The organism is Methylobacterium sp. 77 (assembly GCF_000372825.1).
In the GTDB taxonomy this organism is placed as follows: Bacteria; Pseudomonadota; Alphaproteobacteria; order Rhizobiales; family Beijerinckiaceae; genus Methylobacterium.
Window position 1 is genome coordinate 3,029,320 of sequence record NZ_KB910516.1, and the last position, 16,506, is coordinate 3,045,825.

17 protein-coding genes and 1 riboswitch are annotated in these 16,506 nt (G+C 69.8%); of the genes, 7 read left to right on the top strand and 10 right to left on the bottom strand.

Features of this window, described 5'->3' with window-relative positions:
* Positions 1 to 101: 101 nt before the first annotated feature.
* The 3 genes from A3OK_RS0114310 to A3OK_RS24605 form a co-directional block, all read right to left on the bottom strand.
* On the bottom strand, positions 102 to 1,622 hold the full coding sequence (locus tag A3OK_RS0114310; protein WP_036302863.1) for a malonyl-CoA synthase: 1,521 nt from the start codon (positions 1,620 to 1,622) through the stop codon (positions 102 to 104).
* 54 nt (positions 1,623 to 1,676) lie between these two features.
* Positions 1,677 to 3,083, bottom strand: coding sequence for a malonyl-CoA decarboxylase (locus A3OK_RS0114315; RefSeq protein ID WP_019905575.1), 1,407 nt, complete (start codon positions 3,081 to 3,083; stop codon positions 1,677 to 1,679).
* Positions 3,084 to 3,255: 172 nt separating this feature from the next.
* Positions 3,256 to 3,450, bottom strand: a complete 195-nt coding sequence (locus tag A3OK_RS24605) for a hypothetical protein (protein ID WP_026597546.1) — start codon at positions 3,448 to 3,450, stop codon at positions 3,256 to 3,258.
* 395 nt (positions 3,451 to 3,845) lie between these two features.
* Here A3OK_RS24605 and A3OK_RS0114330 point away from each other — a divergent pair, with 395 nt between their 5' ends.
* On the top strand, positions 3,846 to 5,051 hold the full coding sequence (locus tag A3OK_RS0114330) for an MFS transporter (protein ID WP_019905577.1): 1,206 nt from the start codon (positions 3,846 to 3,848) through the stop codon (positions 5,049 to 5,051).
* Here A3OK_RS0114330 and cobD read toward each other — a convergent pair whose 3' ends face one another.
* Entirely contained in the window at positions 5,052 to 6,071 is a 1,020-nt protein-coding gene (cobD, locus tag A3OK_RS0114335; RefSeq protein WP_019905578.1) for a threonine-phosphate decarboxylase CobD, read from the bottom strand.
* Between the two features lie 51 nt (positions 6,072 to 6,122).
* Between cobD and cbiB the strand changes: the two genes are divergently transcribed.
* Both cbiB and A3OK_RS24735 read left to right on the top strand, forming a co-directional pair.
* On the top strand, positions 6,123 to 7,124 hold the full coding sequence (gene cbiB, locus A3OK_RS0114340; RefSeq protein WP_019905579.1) for an adenosylcobinamide-phosphate synthase CbiB: 1,002 nt from the start codon (positions 6,123 to 6,125) through the stop codon (positions 7,122 to 7,124).
* A 35-nt stretch (positions 7,125 to 7,159) separates the two neighbouring features.
* The gene (locus tag A3OK_RS24735) at positions 7,160 to 8,227 is read left to right on the top strand and encodes a DUF3616 domain-containing protein (protein ID WP_019905580.1); all 1,068 of its coding nucleotides are present in this window, start codon (positions 7,160 to 7,162) and stop codon (positions 8,225 to 8,227) included.
* Between the two features lie 11 nt (positions 8,228 to 8,238).
* Here the strand turns inward: A3OK_RS24735 and A3OK_RS0114350 are convergent, their stop codons facing one another.
* From A3OK_RS0114350 to cobU, 6 genes are all read right to left on the bottom strand, one after another.
* Complete coding sequence (locus tag A3OK_RS0114350; protein ID WP_019905581.1) at positions 8,239 to 9,582, bottom strand: MFS transporter; 1,344 nt, start codon at positions 9,580 to 9,582, stop codon at positions 8,239 to 8,241.
* Positions 9,583 to 9,649: 67 nt separating this feature from the next.
* Positions 9,650 to 11,110, bottom strand: a complete 1,461-nt coding sequence (locus tag A3OK_RS0114355) for a cobyric acid synthase (protein WP_019905582.1) — start codon at positions 11,108 to 11,110, stop codon at positions 9,650 to 9,652.
* Between the two features lie 57 nt (positions 11,111 to 11,167).
* Entirely contained in the window at positions 11,168 to 11,899 is a 732-nt protein-coding gene (locus A3OK_RS0114360) for a hypothetical protein (protein ID WP_019905583.1), read from the bottom strand.
* A 136-nt stretch (positions 11,900 to 12,035) separates the two neighbouring features.
* Positions 12,036 to 12,452 carry a hypothetical protein gene (locus A3OK_RS0114365; protein ID WP_155912023.1) on the bottom strand — a complete coding sequence of 139 codons (417 nt, stop codon included), beginning with the start codon at positions 12,450 to 12,452 and terminating at the stop codon, positions 12,036 to 12,038.
* Positions 12,453 to 12,509: 57 nt separating this feature from the next.
* On the bottom strand, positions 12,510 to 13,115 hold the full coding sequence (gene cobO / locus A3OK_RS0114370) for a cob(I)yrinic acid a,c-diamide adenosyltransferase (protein WP_019905585.1): 606 nt from the start codon (positions 13,113 to 13,115) through the stop codon (positions 12,510 to 12,512).
* The gene (gene cobU / locus A3OK_RS0114375; protein WP_245259359.1) at positions 13,112 to 13,645 is read right to left on the bottom strand and encodes a bifunctional adenosylcobinamide kinase/adenosylcobinamide-phosphate guanylyltransferase; all 534 of its coding nucleotides are present in this window, start codon (positions 13,643 to 13,645) and stop codon (positions 13,112 to 13,114) included. The genes cobO and cobU overlap by 4 nt, the downstream gene beginning before the upstream one ends.
* Before the next feature lie 85 nt (positions 13,646 to 13,730).
* Positions 13,731 to 13,928, top strand: a riboswitch (cobalamin riboswitch).
* 55 nt (positions 13,929 to 13,983) lie between these two features.
* Between cobU and A3OK_RS0114380 the strand changes: the two genes are divergently transcribed.
* The 4 genes from A3OK_RS0114380 to cobW are packed head-to-tail and all read left to right on the top strand — an operon-like array spanning position 13,984 to position 16,446.
* Positions 13,984 to 14,160 (top strand): CbtB-domain containing protein, encoded by a 177-nt coding sequence (locus tag A3OK_RS0114380; RefSeq protein WP_019905587.1) that lies wholly within the window; start codon positions 13,984 to 13,986, stop codon positions 14,158 to 14,160.
* A gap of 30 nt (positions 14,161 to 14,190) precedes the next feature.
* Positions 14,191 to 14,970: a CbtA family protein gene (locus A3OK_RS0114385; protein ID WP_019905588.1), complete on the top strand. Its 780-nt coding sequence runs from the start codon at positions 14,191 to 14,193 to the stop codon at positions 14,968 to 14,970.
* A gap of 7 nt (positions 14,971 to 14,977) precedes the next feature.
* Positions 14,978 to 15,415: a DUF1636 domain-containing protein gene (locus A3OK_RS0114390; RefSeq protein WP_155912024.1), complete on the top strand. Its 438-nt coding sequence runs from the start codon at positions 14,978 to 14,980 to the stop codon at positions 15,413 to 15,415.
* The gene (gene cobW, locus A3OK_RS0114395) at positions 15,412 to 16,446 is read left to right on the top strand and encodes a cobalamin biosynthesis protein CobW (protein ID WP_019905590.1); all 1,035 of its coding nucleotides are present in this window, start codon (positions 15,412 to 15,414) and stop codon (positions 16,444 to 16,446) included. Before A3OK_RS0114390 ends, cobW begins: the two co-directional genes overlap by 4 nt.
* The last annotated feature ends 60 nt before the right edge of the window (positions 16,447 to 16,506 follow it).

Sequence of the window (16,506 nt, forward strand, 5' to 3'; positions counted from 1 at the left end):
TGAGACGGGGGCATGACGGCAACCGGTACGGAGACGGCGCGAGCTTGGCCGTTCGCTGACGAGAACCCTTGGCCCGTCAAAGCGTTCCGCCGCCTCGGATTTCAGCGGCGGTAGAGCTCCGCATGCGCCTCGCGCAGCAGGTTCTTCTGCACCTTGCCCATGGCGTTGCGCGGCAGCTCGTCGGCGAAGAGGACGCGCTTGGGGCATTTGAACCGGGCGAGGCGCCCTTCGAGGATCCGCAGGATCTCCTGCTCGCCCGGCGCGTCCGGGCGGGCGACGACGATCGCGGTGACGCCTTCGCCGAAATCGGCATGGGCCAGGCCGATCACGGCGGATTCGACCACGCCCGGAAGCGCGTCGATCTCGTTCTCGACTTCCTTCGGGTAGACGTTGTAGCCGCCGGTGATGATGAGGTCCTTGCCGCGCCCGACGATGTGGACGTAGCCGCGCGCGTCGATCTTGCCGAGATCGCCGGTGATGAAGAACCCATCCGCCTTGAACTCGGCCGCCGTCTTCTCCGGCATGCGCCAGTAGCCCCGGAACACGTTCGGCCCCTTCACCTCGATCATTCCCACCGCATCGGCAGGAAGCGCGCGGCCCGTCTCCGGGTCGACCACCCTGAGCGAGACGCCCGGCAGGGGCATGCCCACCGTGCCGGCGATGCGCTCGCCGTCATGGGGGTTCGAGGTGTTCATGTTGGTCTCGGTCATGCCGTAGCGTTCGAGGATGGCGTGGCCGGTGCGGGCCTGCCAGTCCCGGTGCGTCTCGGCGAGGAGTGGCGCCGAGCCGGAGACGAACAGGCGGATCTTGCCCACCGCCTCCGGGGTGAGGCCCGGCTCCCTGAGGAGGCGGGTGTAGAAGGTCGGCACGCCCATCATCGCCGTCGCCCGCGCCATCAGCGGAAGCACCTGCTTCGGGTCGAATTTCGGCAGGAAGATCGCGGTGGCGCCGGCCAGCAGCACGACGTTGGTGGCGACGAACAGGCCGTGGGTGTGGAACACCGGCAGGGCGTGGATCAGCACGTCGTCGGCGGTGAAGCGCCAAGCCTCCACCAGGGTGACGGCGTTGGAGGCGAGATTGTCGTGGCTGAGCATGGCGCCCTTCGAGCGCCCGGTGGTGCCGGAGGTGTAGAGGATCGCCGCGAGGTCGTCGGGACCGCGCGCCACATCGGCGAAATCGGCGCTCGCCGCGTCCGCCGCCTCCGCCATGCTGCCGCGACCCGACGCGTCGAGGGTGCGCAGGGCGGACACCTTCGCCTCGGCGGCGACCGGCTCCAGGGCGGCGAGCCGGGCCGAGTCGCAGACGAACAGAGCCGGCTCGGCATCCGACAGGAAATACGCGATCTCCGGGGCGGTATAGGCGGTGTTGAGCGGCAGGAAGACGGCGCCGGCCCGAACCGCGCCGAGATAGAGGAACACCACCTCGGCGCTCTTCTCGACCTGAACGGCGACGCGGTCGCCGGTCCTCACCCCGAGCGCCTTGAGGGCCGAGGCATAGGCGGCCGAGCGGTCGAGCATGTCGGCATAGCTGATCCGCGCGCCGTCGCCGGTCTCGAGGAAGGTCCGGGTGGCGGGGTCGGCGGGCAGGCTCGCCCGGATGAGGTCGAAGAGATGGTTACGCATGACGTCGTCCAACCGTGATCGAGCCGACAGCCGTGGCCGGACGACGTTCCGAAATCAAGCCTCGGCCAGAGCGACGGCGCGAATCGGCGGCAGGTTCGTCCTGAGTTCGCGGCTCACGGTCCCGGATGCCGCCACCGTGCCGAGATTGGCGTAGGTCTCGTGGTTCTTCTCGATGGCCGAGAGGTCGTAGAGGTAATTGACCATCAGCCCGCGCGATTGGGCCAGCCCCTTGCCCGAGACGTCGCCGAGGAAATTGAGCCGCTCCAGCCGGGCGCCGTTGCCGAGATGGAAGCGCGCCACGGGGTCGAGCGGCTTGCCGCGTTCGTTCTTCGCCCGCAGGAAATAGGCGGCGGCGGCCGGGATCATGGCCTTCTTCACCGCATCGGCCTTGGCCTTGTCGCCGTGCCAGCCCGGCTCGTCGATGGCGCGCAACGCCTCGACATCGTCGCGGGTGAGGCCCTGCGGCGCATCGGAGCGGCGTTCGCGGTCGAGCCAGGCGGAGAAGCCCGGCACCGGCGACAGCGTGACGAAGGTCTTCAGGCTCGGGATCTCGCGGGCGAGGTCTTCCACCACCTGCTTGATCAGGAAATTGCCGAAGGTGACCCCGGCGAGGCCCTTCTGGCAGTTCGAGATCGAGTAGAAGATGGCGGTGGTGGCCGCGCGGGTGGGGAGAAGCTCGCGCTCATGCGCCAGGATCGGCGCGATGGCCGGGGCAATGCCGCCGGTGAGCGCCACCTCGACGAAGATCAGTGGCTCGTCCAGCAGGGCCGGATGGAAAAAGGCGAAACAGCGCCGGTCCGACGGCTCGATGCGCCGGCGCAATTCGTCCCAGCCGGCGATCTCGTGCACCGCCTCGTAGCGGATGATCTTTTCGAGGATATGGGCCGGCGTGGTCCAGTCGATATGGCGCAGCACCAGGAAGCCGCGGTTGAACCACGAAGCGAACAGATGCTCGAAATCGCTGTCGAGACTGTCGACGGCGTCGATGAGGTCGTGGTCGGCCTCATCGCCCCGCAAGTCCTTGCGTAGGGCGAAGAGGTCCTCGCGCATCCGCACCAGGGCGAGGGTGCCGTTGCGGGCGAGGTTGAGCCGGCGGATGAGCTCCTGGCTGCGCGGCTCGGCCGCCTCGTGCAACAGACCGAGCGCGGCCCGCGTCGGGTCCCGGCGATAGGCGGCGATCCCCTCGTCCACCGCCTCATGGTCGGCGCCGAACACCGTGGCGACGCCCTGAAGGAAGACGAGGCGCTCGGGCTTCGCGAGGCTGGAATAGCGCTCCAGGATCAGGCGGGCGAGAGCCACGCCCGACGCCTCGCCGCGCCGGGAGATCAGGTCTTCGCAGAGCTTGATGAGTTCCTGTGCATCGGCCCGCGAGGCGAGGTCGCCGCGGCCGATGCCGATGAGATCGCGACCACGGTCGCTGATGGTCTGCAGCAGGTCGCCGAAAAACGAGATCGCCGCCATGGCTCGCCGCCTGCCCCTTCACTCGTCACCCGCACCGGAAGCGGCCGGCCTCGCGGAACGCGGCGGGCACGGGCCTCAGTCTATGATGCGGGGCGACGAAGGGCCAGAGCTTTGCAAGGGAGAACATGCCGCAGTTTCAGCGGGATGGGCTGCCAAGACAGCGGCCGGCGATTCACGCTTGAGCGGATTCCACGGCAACGTGATCCGCCCGTTCCCGCCAATCTTCGACACCGTGCTGGCGCGCGAAACGAAGTTCCGCCGCGCGCTGAGCCCGGCGCGGATCGCGAGCCCGCGAAATCTCTACTGATCCGACGGTGAACGGCACACCGAGAATTTGCTTGGCGAAACTGACGCGGTAATTCGGCATTCCAAACTCCGTTGTCGATACGCGATTCTGTTGACCGGACCTGGGAACGACTCGTCTCGACAGTCGAGACTGTGGCAGAAGGACTTGGCTGTTGCCAAGAGGGACTCTGCGGCACGCGACGCACCAAGACTTTGTCCGGTAACGATCCGTATATGGGGATCGCCGCATCCGATAAAAGGTTGCGGGCCGGGGGGACCCGAGGCCGCGCGCCGTTTTCGGGCACGGGACCCTTTCCCGCCCGCGCGGGTTGCCCAGGCGCGCCGCCGCCCCTAACCGGAGCGGGTGCCCCTCCCGCCGCCCACGGACAAGCCCCACCGGATGACGACAATCTCTACGCTTGGCCAAGAGCTTGGCCATGGGCTTGGCGCGACGAGCCGCGACCGTTCGGTGCGCGCGTGAGCGGCGCTCCCGCCACGGATCCGGGCCACGGCTTCACCGCCAGGGCGCGTTTCGGCCTCACACTGATCGCAGGCGGCGCCGTCGCGAACATCTACTACAACCAGCCGCTCCTGGCGGTCCTGGTGAACGAGTTCGGCGCCCGCGCGGCCCTCTTCGTCCCGACCGCGTGTCTCGTGGGCTACGGCCTCGGCATCCTCGGCCTCGTTCCCCTGGGCGATGCCTGGCCGAGGCGGACGCTCATCGTGGCGCAGCTCATCGGCCTGAGCGTGGCCCTGCTCGGTGCCGCCCTGTCGCCGAACCTCGCATGCCTGACGGTCGCCTGCCTGTTCATCGGGTTCCTGTCCTCGGCCGCCCAGCAGGCGGTGCCCTTCGCCGCCGAGCTCGCGCCGGACGAGAGCCGCGGCCGGATCGTCGGGCAGGTGATGACCGGGCTCCTCACCGGCATCCTCCTGGCCCGGACGGTGAGCGGCTTCGTCGGGGCGCATTTCGGCTGGCGCGCCGTGTTCTTCGCCGCGGCCTTCGTGGCTCTGGCCATCGCCGCCGTGGCAGCCGCGACCCTGCCGAAGACGAAGCAGACCAAGCCGCTGCGCTACCGCGCGCTGATGCTGTCGATCCTGTATCTGGTGAAGACGCAGCCGATCCTGCGCAATGCCAGCCTGTCCCAGGGATTGCTGTTCGCCAGCTTCAACGCGTTCTGGGCGACGCTGGCCCTGCTGGTGGAGGCCCCGCCCTTCGATCTGACCTCGGCGGGGGCCGGCCTGTTCGGGGTGATCGGGGTCTGCGGCGCCTTCGTCGCCCCGCTTTCGGGGCGCTACACCGACAGGAAAGGCGCGCGGCCCGTGGTCGTCACCGGCGGCGCCCTGGTCCTCGCCTCGTTCCTGGTTCTGTGGCTCGGCGGCGCGGTCTCGCTGATCGCGGTGGGGATCGGCGTGCTCCTCATCGATATCGGCCTCAACGGCGCGCTCATCGCCAACCAGACCAGGGCCTATGCCCTCGTCCCCGGCGCAAGAGGGCGGATCAACACCGTGCTGTTCACGGTGATGTTCGTGTTCGGGGCGCTCGGCGCCTTCGCGGGCTCACAGGCCTTCCTGATGGCGGGATGGCCCGGCGTCTGCGCGGTCGGCGCCCTGCTCTCGGGCGCGGGCCTTCTCGTGTCGATCCTCGACCGCTCGGGCCGGACGCCCGTCGCCGGACCCGTCTGATCAGGCGGGTTTGAGCACGCGGGACAGGCGGCACCACTCGCCCTTGTCCGCCGGCAGGCCGAAGCGCAGCCAGCGCGGATCGGCCTCGAACCGGCGGACATAGATCCCGGCCGCTCCGAGGCGTCGGAACAGGCCGGGCGCATCGTCGAATGCGGCGGTGCGGAACAGGCAGGTGCCGCCGACGACGCGCCCTCCCCGACAGGCCAGCAGGCGGTCGAGGCGCATCGCATCGGCGTGGCGGGCGAGCGCGGCCTCGCGCAGCCAGGGCATGTCGGCCAAGGCCGCGCGGCCGATGGCGATGGCCGGCCCCGGCACCGCCCAGGGCCCCAGAGCCTCACCGATCCGCTGGGCGAGCGCCGGGTCGGTGACGGCGAAGCCGAGGCGGATGCCAGCGAGCCCATAGGTCTTGCCGAAGGAGCGCAGCACCACCAGTCCGGGCATCGGGCGCGGCGCGAGCGACTCGGCCGGCTCGAGATCGATGAAGGCCTCGTCGACGACGAGCCAGCCTCCGCGCGCGGCAAGTCCGGCCGCGAGGTCGAGAAGCCGGGCTGGTGCCCAGGTCCGGCCATCGGGATTGTTCGGGTTGACGACGACGACGACCTCCGCCCCCTCGGCCGCCTCCACATCGGAGACCATCGTCACCGCGTGGCCGCCCCGGAGCCAGGCGGCCTCGTGCTCGCCATAGGTCGGCGCGACCACGGCCACCCGCGACAGCGGCCTCAGGCGCGGCAGCGTCTCGATGAGGATCTGCGTACCGGGCGCCGCCACCACGCGATCCGGATCGGCGACGCCATAGGCCTCGGCGGCGGCGGCGCGCAGGGATTGCAGGTCGGCACGGGACGGAAGCCGCCGGAACGCGCTGGCCTCCAGCGGCGGACAGGGATACGGGACTGGATTGATCCCGGTGGAGAGGTCGATCCAGGGCTGCTCGGCATGCGGGAACAGAGCCGCGGCGGCATCGAGATCGCCGCCATGGGCGATCGGCCCAACCCGCTCGCCCGCCTCCTCGCTCCCGCTCATCGCGCCTCCGTCACGTTTCGACACACCAGCCTGGACCCGCTCCTCGAACCGATGACCTGGACCGTTCTTTCCCATCCGCCGGATACGCTCGTCGTGCTGGGCCTCGCCCTCGCGATCGAGGCGGCGGCCGGCTATCCGGACCGGCTCTACAGGGCGCTGGGCCATCCTGTCACCTGGATCGGCCGGGCGATCGGCGGGCTCGAGGGAGCGTTGAATACGGGCGGCGAAGGACGACGACGCGCGGCCGGGACCGTCGGTCTCCTCGTCCTGCTGGTGACGGTCGGCTCGGTTTCCATCGGGGCGACGGCTCTGGCCGCCACGGCCGGCCCTCTGCCGGCATTGCTCCTGCTCGGTCTCGCCTGCGCGTCCCTGCCGGCCCAGCGCAGCCTCCACGATCACGTGAGCCGTGTCGCCTCCGCCCTGCGTGCCGAGGGGCTGGCGGGCGGACGACGCGAGGTCTCGATGATCGTCGGGCGCAATCCCGAGAGCCTCGACGAGGCCGGCATCTGCCGCGCCGCCATCGAGAGCCTGTCGGAGAACTTCTCCGACGGCATCGTCGCCCCCGCCTTCTGGATCGGGATCGGCGGGTTGCCGGGAGGCGCGCTCTACAAGGCCATCAACACCGCCGACAGCATGATCGGCCACCGCACGCCCCGTCACAACGCCTACGGCTGGGCCTCGGCCCGCCTCGACGACCTCGTCAACCTGCCGGCCTCGCGGCTCTCGGCGGTACTGATCGTGGCGGCCTCCCTCCTCCATCCCGGCGCCTCGGCGGCGGGGGCGTGTCGTGCCGTCCGGCGCGATGCGGGGAAACATCGCTCGCCCAATGCCGGCTGGCCCGAGGCGGCGATGGCGGGAGCGCTCGGCCTGAGGCTGGCGGGGCCGCGCCGGTACGGCACCGAGTTCGTGGACGATGGCTGGATGGGCGACGGCCGGGCCGAGGCCGGCCCTCGGGACGTGGAGCGGGCACTGGCGCTGTATCGCATCGCCTGCGCGCTGCTGTTCGGGCTCGTCACCCTCGGCGCCCTTATACTCAAGGTTGTTCTGATATAATTTCGGTCACTGACAGTCGAAGGGACGAGCGGGCGATGATTCGGATTGGTTTTCTGGCGATCCTGCTCCTGCCGGGAGTCGCCGCCTCGCAGGCCTTCGCCGCCGGCACGGTGCCCGACCTCGTGCCGATCGATCCGCCCTACACGGTGACCTCGGGCCTGAGCGGCAAGAACGGCAAGCCGGCCAAGGACGTCAGCGGCATCGCCTGCATGCCGCCGAGGGACGGCAAGCGGCGCTGCCTCGTGGTCAACGACGAGAATACCGGCGCGCAGTTCATCAGCATCGACGGGCACACGATCACGCCCGGCGCCGATATCGACCTCGTCGGCGGGGGACCGAACCCGAACACGCTCGGCACGCCGCCCTCGAAGAACGGCTGCTCCGGCGGCGAGGGCAAGTTCGACGATCTCGACGGCGAGGGCGTCGCTTACGCCGCCCCGTACTTCTACGTGGTCGGCTCGCATGGCTGCTCGCGCGGCAAGGCGAAGTTCAAGCTCTCCACCTTCGTGCTGGCCCGCATCCGCGTCGATGCGAAGGGCGACCCGGTGGGGCCGGACGCCGTGGAGACGACCTACCGCCTCGGCGACGCCCTCGGCGCGGCGGAGGCCGTGAGCGCCTACTACACCCAGGATCTGCAGACCGAGGGCGGCGACGCGGCGCCGAACGGGCTCAACATCGAGGGTGTCGCCGTCGATGGGAAGCGGCTGTTCGCCGGCCTGCGCGCCCCGTCCCGCGACGGCAGGACCTTCATCGTGGAGGCGGATGTCGATGCGCTGTTCGGCGAGGGCCACGCGCCCCTCAAAGCGGCTCCGCAGGTGATCCCCCTCTCGGTCGGGCGCGGGGCCGGCATCCGCGATCTCGCCATCCTGCCCGACGGGCGGCTGCTCGTCCTCACCGGACCGGCGCAGGGCCAGACCGACGTGCCCTACAGCCTGTTCGCGGCCGGCGCGTCCGTCGACGCGAAGCTCGAATCGATCGGACGCCTCACCGGGGCGGAGGCGGGCGCCAAGGCGGAGGGCGTCGCAGTGCTGGGCGACAAGCGCATCCTGGTGATGTTCGACAGCGTGAAGGATGGCGGACCGCTCGAATACAAGCTGCCGTAACGATCCACCGGTCAGGCGGGGCGCGGGGCGACGGTCGGCGCCGGGACGCTCCGTCGCGCGGCGTCCCGGCGCAGGGCCGACAGCACCACGAACATCAGGCTCGCCCCGCAGGCGAGGCAGGCGGCGAGGAAGTACATCGGGACGAGGTCGCTGCCGGTCCGATCGCGGATGAACGGCACCGCGTTCTGCGAGATGAAGCCGCCGAGATTGCCGACCGAATTGATCGCGGCGATGCCGGCGGCGGCGCTCGCGCCCTTCAGGAAGGTCGCGGGCAGGGACCAGAATACCGGCTGGGCCGAGAACACGCCCGCCGCCGCCACGCAGAGGCAGGCGAATTTCAGCACCGCCCCCGGCAGCACGACGCTGAGCACCAGGGCGAGGGCCGCGACGAGGCCCGGCACCACCACGTGCCAGACCTGATCGCCGGAACGGGCCGCGCGACGCGGCACCCACCACAGGGCGAAGGCGGTGATCAGCCAGGGGATGATGTTGATGACACCGTTGACGGTGTTCGAGACCTCGAAGCTGCGCACCACGGTCGGCAGCCAGTAGCTCAGGCCGTAGGCCGCCAGCGGGAAGGCGATGTAGACCGAGGCCAGCATCCAGACCCGCCGGTCGAGGAGCGCGGCGAAGGGGTTGCCGTGCTCGACCTGACCTCCGGTCTCACGTTCGAAGGCGAGGGTGCGGGCGAGCCAATCGCGGCCCTCCCGGGAGAGCCAGGGCGCCCGCTCCGGCCCGTCGGGCAGGATGCGCAATACCACGAAGGCGAGGATCAGGGCCGGAATACCGGTCGCCACAAAGACCCATTGCCAGCCCTTGAGGCCGAGCAGCCCGTCGAGATCGAGCAGCGCGCCGCCGATGGCCGCGCCGACCGCGTTGGCGAGCGCGCTCGCGATCATGAACCAGCCGATCATGCGGGCCCGGTGCGATTGCGGGAACCACAGGGTCAGCGCGAACAGCACGCCGGGGAAGAACCCCGCTTCCGCGACGCCGAGCAGGAAGCGCAGGGCGTAGAACATCGCCGTGTTCTGGGTAAAGCCGAGCAGGATGGTGATGATGCCCCAGGTCAGCATGATCCGGGCGAACCAACGCCGCGCCCCGACGCGCTCCATGATGACGTTGGAGGGCACTTCGAAAAGGAAATAGCCGAGGAAGAACAGCGACGCCCCGAGCCCGTAGGCACTCTCGCTGAGCGACAGGTCGCCGACCATCTGGAGCTTGGCGTAGGAGATGTTCTGCCGGTCGATATAGGCGATCAGGTACATCAGCCCGAGGAGCGGCATCAGCCGCAGCGTCACGGTCCTGACCGTGTCATGCGCGAGGCGCGCATCGACCTCTGGTGGCGGCGGCGTCATCGGGTGTTTCCTCGAAGCTCGCCCCTCGGACGGGAGCCTGGCCGGGCGAGCCTAAGCCGACGGACGGCTATCGCGCCAGCTTGAGCAGGCGGTCGCAATCGACATGGGTCTCGATGTGTCGCGCGAGCGCATCGAGGACGCGCTCGACCTCGCCCTCGTAGGAATGGCCGTCCGAGGCGGCCCCCAAACGCGCGAGCCAGGCGGCCCGCTGGCGGTCATCGGCGAAGAGGCCGTGGACATAGGTGCCGCAGACCCGCCCGTCCCGCGAGACGGCGCCGTCCGCCCGTCCGTCGGCGAAGTGCAGCAGCGGTCTCGCGGCATCGGGACCGGAGGTGTCGCCCACATGCATCTCGTAGCCGCTGAACGGCAGGTCGTCGGCCACCGTCCGGCCGCTCACCGCCTCGAGACGCTTCAGCGGCGTCATCACCGTCTCGACATCGAGCAATCCGAGCCCGGCGACATTGCGCGGCTCGCCCTCGATCCCGTGCGGATCGCTCAAGCCGCGGCCGAGCATCTGGTAGCCGCCGCAGAGCCCGAGGACATGGCCGCCCCGGCGCAGATGCGCGCGGATATCCACGTCCCAGCCCTCGCGGCGCAGGGCGTCGAGATCGTCGATCGTGGTCTTCGAGCCAGGAAGCAGGACGAGGGCGACGTCGCCGGGAATCGCCTCGCCCGGCCGGACCAGCACCACCTCCACTTCCGGCTCGGCCCTCAACGGATCGAGATCATCGAAATTGGCGATGCGCGGCAGCACCGGCACCGCGATGCGGATCCGGGTCCGGGCGGAGGACGCGGAACCGGCGAGACCGAGCGCATCCTCGGCCGGCAGGCGCGCGGCCTCCGGAAAGTGCGGCACGAGGCCCAGGGACGGCCAGCCGGTGGCCTCGGCGATCATCGCCATGCCATCCGCGAACAGTGTAGGATCGCCCCGGAAGCGGTTGACGAGGAACCCGGCGATCATCGCCGCATCCTCGGCGTCGATCACCGCCTTCGTGCCGACGAGGCTGGCGATGACGCCGCCCCGGTCGATGTCGCCGAGCAGGATCACCGGCGTGTCGGTGGCGCGGGCGAAACCCATATTGGCGATGTCGCCCCGGCGCAGGTTGACCTCGGAGGCCGAGCCCGCCCCCTCGACGATGACGAGATCGGCCTCGCACTTCAGATGGTCGAAACTTTCCAGCACGGAGGCCAGCAGGCGCGGCTTCCAGGCCTGGTAATCCCTGGCTTTCGCGGTGCCGACCATGCGGCCCTGGACCACCACCTGCGAGCCGGTCTCGCTCTGGGGCTTCAGCAGGACCGGGTTCATGTGGATCGAAGGCGCCACCCGGCAGGCCCGCGCCTGCAGCGCCTGGGCGCGGCCGATCTCGCCGCCATCGGCGGTGACGGCGGCGTTGTTCGACATGTTCTGCGGCTTGAACGGGCGCACCCTGAGCCCGCGATGGGCGAAGGCCCGGCACAGGCCCGCCACGATCAGCGACTTGCCGACATCCGAGCCGGTCCCCTGGATCATGAAGGCGCGTGCGGTCATGCGGTCGGATCGGTTCCGGCGGAAGGAAGGGCGTTCGCTGGCCCTAGCATGCCGGTCTCACGGCCGCGACGGCGCGGCACAGGCCGGATCGACGGGCCGGGCGGCCCGCCGGAAATCGAGGATCGCCGAGCGGTACGTCTCCACCACCTCCGAGAACGGCAGCCGCTGCGCCGTGAACAGAACCGCGCGATGGCTGAACAGGCGATCGGGAATCGCGAGAGCCCCGCAGGTCGGGCCGGATGGAGGCGCCTGGTCCCATCCCGGCGGCAGAGGCTGCCACAGGAATTCGGCACCGACGGTCTGGCGCGTCGTTCCGAGCGCCTGGACGGCCCGGCCAAACGGCGTCTCGGTGGTCTCGAGGAGGCGGTTCATCTCCGGCGTCAGCCGCTCGGGCAGGTACCAGTTGTCGGCCTCCGACAGGACGTGGTCGCCACAGGCGAGCCGGACCCTGCGATATTTCAGAACGGTGTCCGGCCCGGCCTGGAGCCGCCGGCGCGTTTCGTCGGATGCGGGCGTATCGACATCGCGCAGGAGCGTCGCCGCGAGGCGCGGCGTCTCCGCCATGCCGTGTTCACCGCACCAGCCCTCCAGGGTCGCCGTGGCGCTGCGGCTCGCCAGGAGGCGGGCGTTCAACCCCTCGATCACCGCCAGCGCCTCGACCCGCCCGAGATAGGTGTCGGGCCAGGCGGCAGCGGGCTGCGCGGACGCCATCGTCGCCAGGCTCAGGAGGAGGATCGGCGCGGATGCGAGCGCGCGAAACAGGCGCGCAGCCGAAGCGGGACACAACATGTTTCGATGCCTTCCAGGGCCGTCCGTCGCAGGATGTGGCATCGCAGCCTCCGAGCTCGAGCGAGGCGCCGTGGCGCTGATCTTTCCCATCGCGTTTCTCGTGGAGGGCGCCGCGCCGGATCGCGGATGCCATCCATCAGGGACGAAGATGCTGGGTCGCCTTCTGCTGCTGATCGAGCACGCTGGCAATCAGGGCGTCGCATTCCGGCTTCGCACCGTTGCAGACGGCCCTCAACTGGACGTCGATCCGATCCCCCGTCTGAACAACCTGGCGGCAGATGAAGGCCGGAAACTGACCGGATTTCGGTTTGGCGAAGGTCCAGAGGATCATGCGGCGCGGTTCCTCCGCGGCGATGAAGTCGGCGGTGTCCAGCACCACGCGACCGCCCGCGCGGGTGATGTCGCCGACGATCCGATCGATGGAGGACGCCTCGTACCCACAGAGCGGAGCCGCGCTCGCGGGTGACACCAGGGCCGCCATACACAGGATCGGAAGCCAGCGGACCATGTTCACACCTTCCGGTTGCAGAGCGACGAGGAGCGCAGATTTCACGCGCGCGATCAATCGGACGATGATCTCCCTCCACCGGAGTCGAGAGACATCATCCCCTCAGAACTCGATTCCCTCCTGCGCCTTCACGCCGGCGGAGAAGTGGTGCTTGACGCTTCCCATCTCGGTGACGAGATCGGCGGCCTCGATCAGGGCGGGCTTGGCGTTGCGGCCCGTGACGATGACGTGGAGGTCTGGACGCCGCGCACGGAAGGCGGCCACCACTGCGTCGATGGGCAGGTAATCGTAGCGCAGGGCGATGTTGAGTTCGTCGAGGAGAACGAGGCGGATGGTCGGATCGGCCATCAGCTCCTCGGCCTTGGCCCAGGCATGCTCGGCGGCGGCGATGTCACGGGTCTTGTCCTGCGTCTCCCAGGTGAAGCCTTCGCCCAACGTATGCCACTCGATCCGGTCGCCGAAGGCCTGGAGCGCGTGCTTCTCGCCGGTATCCCAGGCGCCCTTGATGAACTGGACCACGCCGACCCGCCAGCCATGGCCCAAAGCCCGCAGGAGGAGGCCGAGACCGGCGGTGGTCTTGCCCTTGCCGGGGCCGGTATTGACGATGAGAAGCCCCTTCTCGATCGTCTTGCCCGCGACTTCGGCGTCCTGGACGGCCTTGCGCTTCTCCATCTTCTCGCGGTGGCGGTCGGCCTCTGCGTCGCTCATGCGGCTGCTCCGGGTTGGGGTTTCACGATCATCGGCAGTCCCGCCACCATGAACACGACATGGTCGGCGCGCGCGGCGAGGCGCTGGTGCAGGCGGCCGGCGGCATCGCGGAAGCGACGAGCCAGTGCGTTGTCCGGCACGATGCCGAGCCCGACCTCGTTGCCGACCAGCACCACGGGTCCCGGTGCCCGCTCGCAGGCTTCGATCAGGGCGGCACTCGCCGCCTCTACATCGGCCTCGGACAGGATCAGGTTGGTGAGCCAGAGGGTGAGACAATCGACCAGGACCGGCCCGTCCGAAGCGGCGATGGCCTGCGCCAGATCGATCGGCACGTCCCGCGTGATCCATTCGGGCGGGCGCCGCTCGCGGTGGAGGGCGATACGCTCCCGCATCTCGTCGTCCCAGGCCTGCGCCGTGGCGAGGTAGAGCCAGGGCGCGGGACAGGATTCGATCATGCGCTCGGCATGCAGGCTCTTGCCCGACCGCGCACCGCCGAGCACCAGGGTCATCCGGGGGGAAAGCTGCCGCATGGCTCCCTTTAGCCCGAAATCACGCTGCGTGGTCAAAGCCGGTAAAACGCCGGGGCGACGCGTTGTCAGCGCTGGCGCGAGCGCGTAGAAGCGAGGTTCGGACGGTGCCCCGGAAACGGGGTGAAAAGGGAATGCGGTGAGAGGCGTCGAGCCCTGAAACCGCAGCTGCCCCCGCAACTGTGAGCGGAGACGGACCTGCCATCGGCCACTGGAGCAATCCGGGAAGGCGGCAGGACCGGACGACCCGCGAGCCAGGAGACCTGCCATCCGAAGGGGACCGATCGTCCTCCCGCTCTATCCTCGAATGCCGCCGGCGGGGCGGCTGGAGACCTGACACGATGAACACGAACACCCTCGTTCTCACCGGCACCCGCACCAACGAGCGCCTCGGCGCCGTGCTCATGGCCGCCTTCCTGGGCCTCGGCCTCGTGTTCATGGCCGGTTTCGCCCCCGCGATGGCGCTGCACAACGCCGCTCACGACTTCCGGCACGCCCAGAACTTTCCCTGCCACTGACCGCCTCGCGCTCAGGCAGGACCTGACCCCATGATCATCCGACTCGTGTCGGCGGCCCTGGTCGCCGGCTTCCTCGCGGCTGTCGTCGCGACGGGGCTTCAGCTCGCCCTCACCTCGCCGCTGATCATCGCGGCCGAGCGCTACGAGAGCGGCGAGGCCACGGCGCCGGCCGCGCAATGGATACCGCGCGGCGCGTCTCCGGCTTCCCTCATCGTGCCGGTTCATTCGAGCCACGAGCATGGCGGCAAGACCGAGGGCGTCGAAGGCGGCGAGGTCGCTCCGGCCTGGCAGCCCGCACCCGGCCTGCCGCGCATGGCCTTCACCGCCCTGGCGACCCTCGTCGGCGGCGTCGGCTACGCGCTCCTCCTCGGTGCGGTGCTTCTGGCCTGCGGCCGCGAGCCGAGCCCAGAGACGGGCCTGCGCTTCGCCATCGCCGGTTTCCTCGCCGTGGCCCTCGCCCCGGCCCTGGGCTTGCCGCCGGAGCTTCCGGGCATGGAGGCGGCACCGCTCGCCGAACGCCAGTTCTGGTGGATCATGACGGCGGCGGCGACCGGCATGGGGCTCTACCTCATCGCGATCCGGCGCTCCTCCATCGCCATCGCGGGCGGCATCGTCCTGCTCGTGGCACCTCATCTCGCCGGGGCGCCCGAGACGAGCCACACCGCCTCCGCCCTGCCGCCCGGCTACGCGGCGCAATTCGCCGCGCGCTCGCTGGGCATCGCCTTCGTGTTCTGGGCGGTGATCGGCCTCGCCTTCGGCTGGGCCTGGAACAGCGTCGGGCGCAAGAGCCCGGCGTCGTCCCATGCCTGACGAAAGCATGCCTGACGAAGAAATGCGCGACGGGGTTTTGCCGGCGGACGGTCCCGTCGTGCTCTATGTCTGCGCCACCTGCCGCACGGCCGGCGATACATCCGAGCCCCGCGCCGGTGCCCGCCTCGTCTCCGCGCTGCGGGACGCGGTGGCCGAGGCCGGCACCGATGGCGTCACGGTCGAGAGCGTCGAATGCCTCTCGGTCTGCAAGCGCCCCTGTACCGTCGCCGTGGCGTCCGAAGGTCGCTGGACCTATGTCTACGGCGACCTCGACCCGATCGAATCCGCGAAGACCATCCTCGCGGGCATCGGCCTGTATGCGGCCACACCGGACGGTATCGTGCCCTGGAAGGCGCGGCCGGACGCGTTCCGCAAAGGCGTCGTCGCCCGCATTCCCCCGTTTCCTCCGCCCCGCGCGGACAGAATTCCGGACGCCGCCGAATGAGCATCGTCGAGAAGATCCCCTGCACCATCATCACCGGCTTCCTCGGGGCCGGTAAGACCACCCTCGTCCGCCACCTCGTCGAGAATGCCGGCGGACGGCGCCTGGCCATCATCGTCAACGAGTTCGGGGATATCGGCTTCGACGGCTCGTTCCTCGCCGCCTGCGGCATCGAGGGTTGCCAGGACGAGGACATCGTCGAGCTCGCCAATGGCTGCATCTGCTGCACCGTGGCCGACGATTTCGTGCCGGCTCTCAACAAGCTCCTCGACCGGGCCGACCCGCCCGAGCACATCCTCATCGAGACGTCCGGCCTCGCCCTGCCGAAGCCCCTGGTCCAGGCCTTCCACTGGCCGGCGATCCGCTCGCGGGTGACGGTGGACGGTGTCATCGCCGTGATCGACGGACCGGCCGTCGCCGCCGGCTTCTTCGCCGACGACCCGGCGGCCCTGGCCGCTCAGCGCGCCGACGATGCCAGCGTCGACCACGACAATCCGCTGGAGGAAGTGTTCGAGGACCAGCTCCTCTGCGCCGACCTCGTCGTGATGAACAAGGCCGACCTCCTCGATGAAGCCGGCAAGGCCAAGGTCCGCGCCGAGGTGGAGCGCCAGCTTCCCCGCGCGGTGAAGATGGTCGAATCCGACCACGGCCGCCTCGATCCGCGCGTGATTCTCGGGCTCGGCGCCGCCGCCGAGGACGATCTCGACGCTCGCCCCTCCCATCACGGCGAGGGCGAGGACCACGACCACGACGATTTCGACTCGGTGGCCATCGCCGTGCCGGCAACCGTGAGCGCCGAGGATCTGGCCGCCCGCGTGGCCCGTGCCGCCGAGACCGCGGGCGTCTTGCGCATCAAGGGCTTCGCCGAAGTCACCGGCAAGCCGATGCGACTCGTCGTCCAGGGCGTCGGCGCCCGTATCGCCCATCACTACGACCGCCCCTGGCGCGGCACCGAGAATCGTGACGGCCGGCTCGTCGTGATCGGCTTGAAGGGTTTCGACCAGGGGGCGGTGGCATCCGCCCTGGCGGGGTGAGCCTGTTGGCGGCCCGGATGGTCCGACAGGTCCTGAATGGCGGGCGTCGAAGCGTCCTGG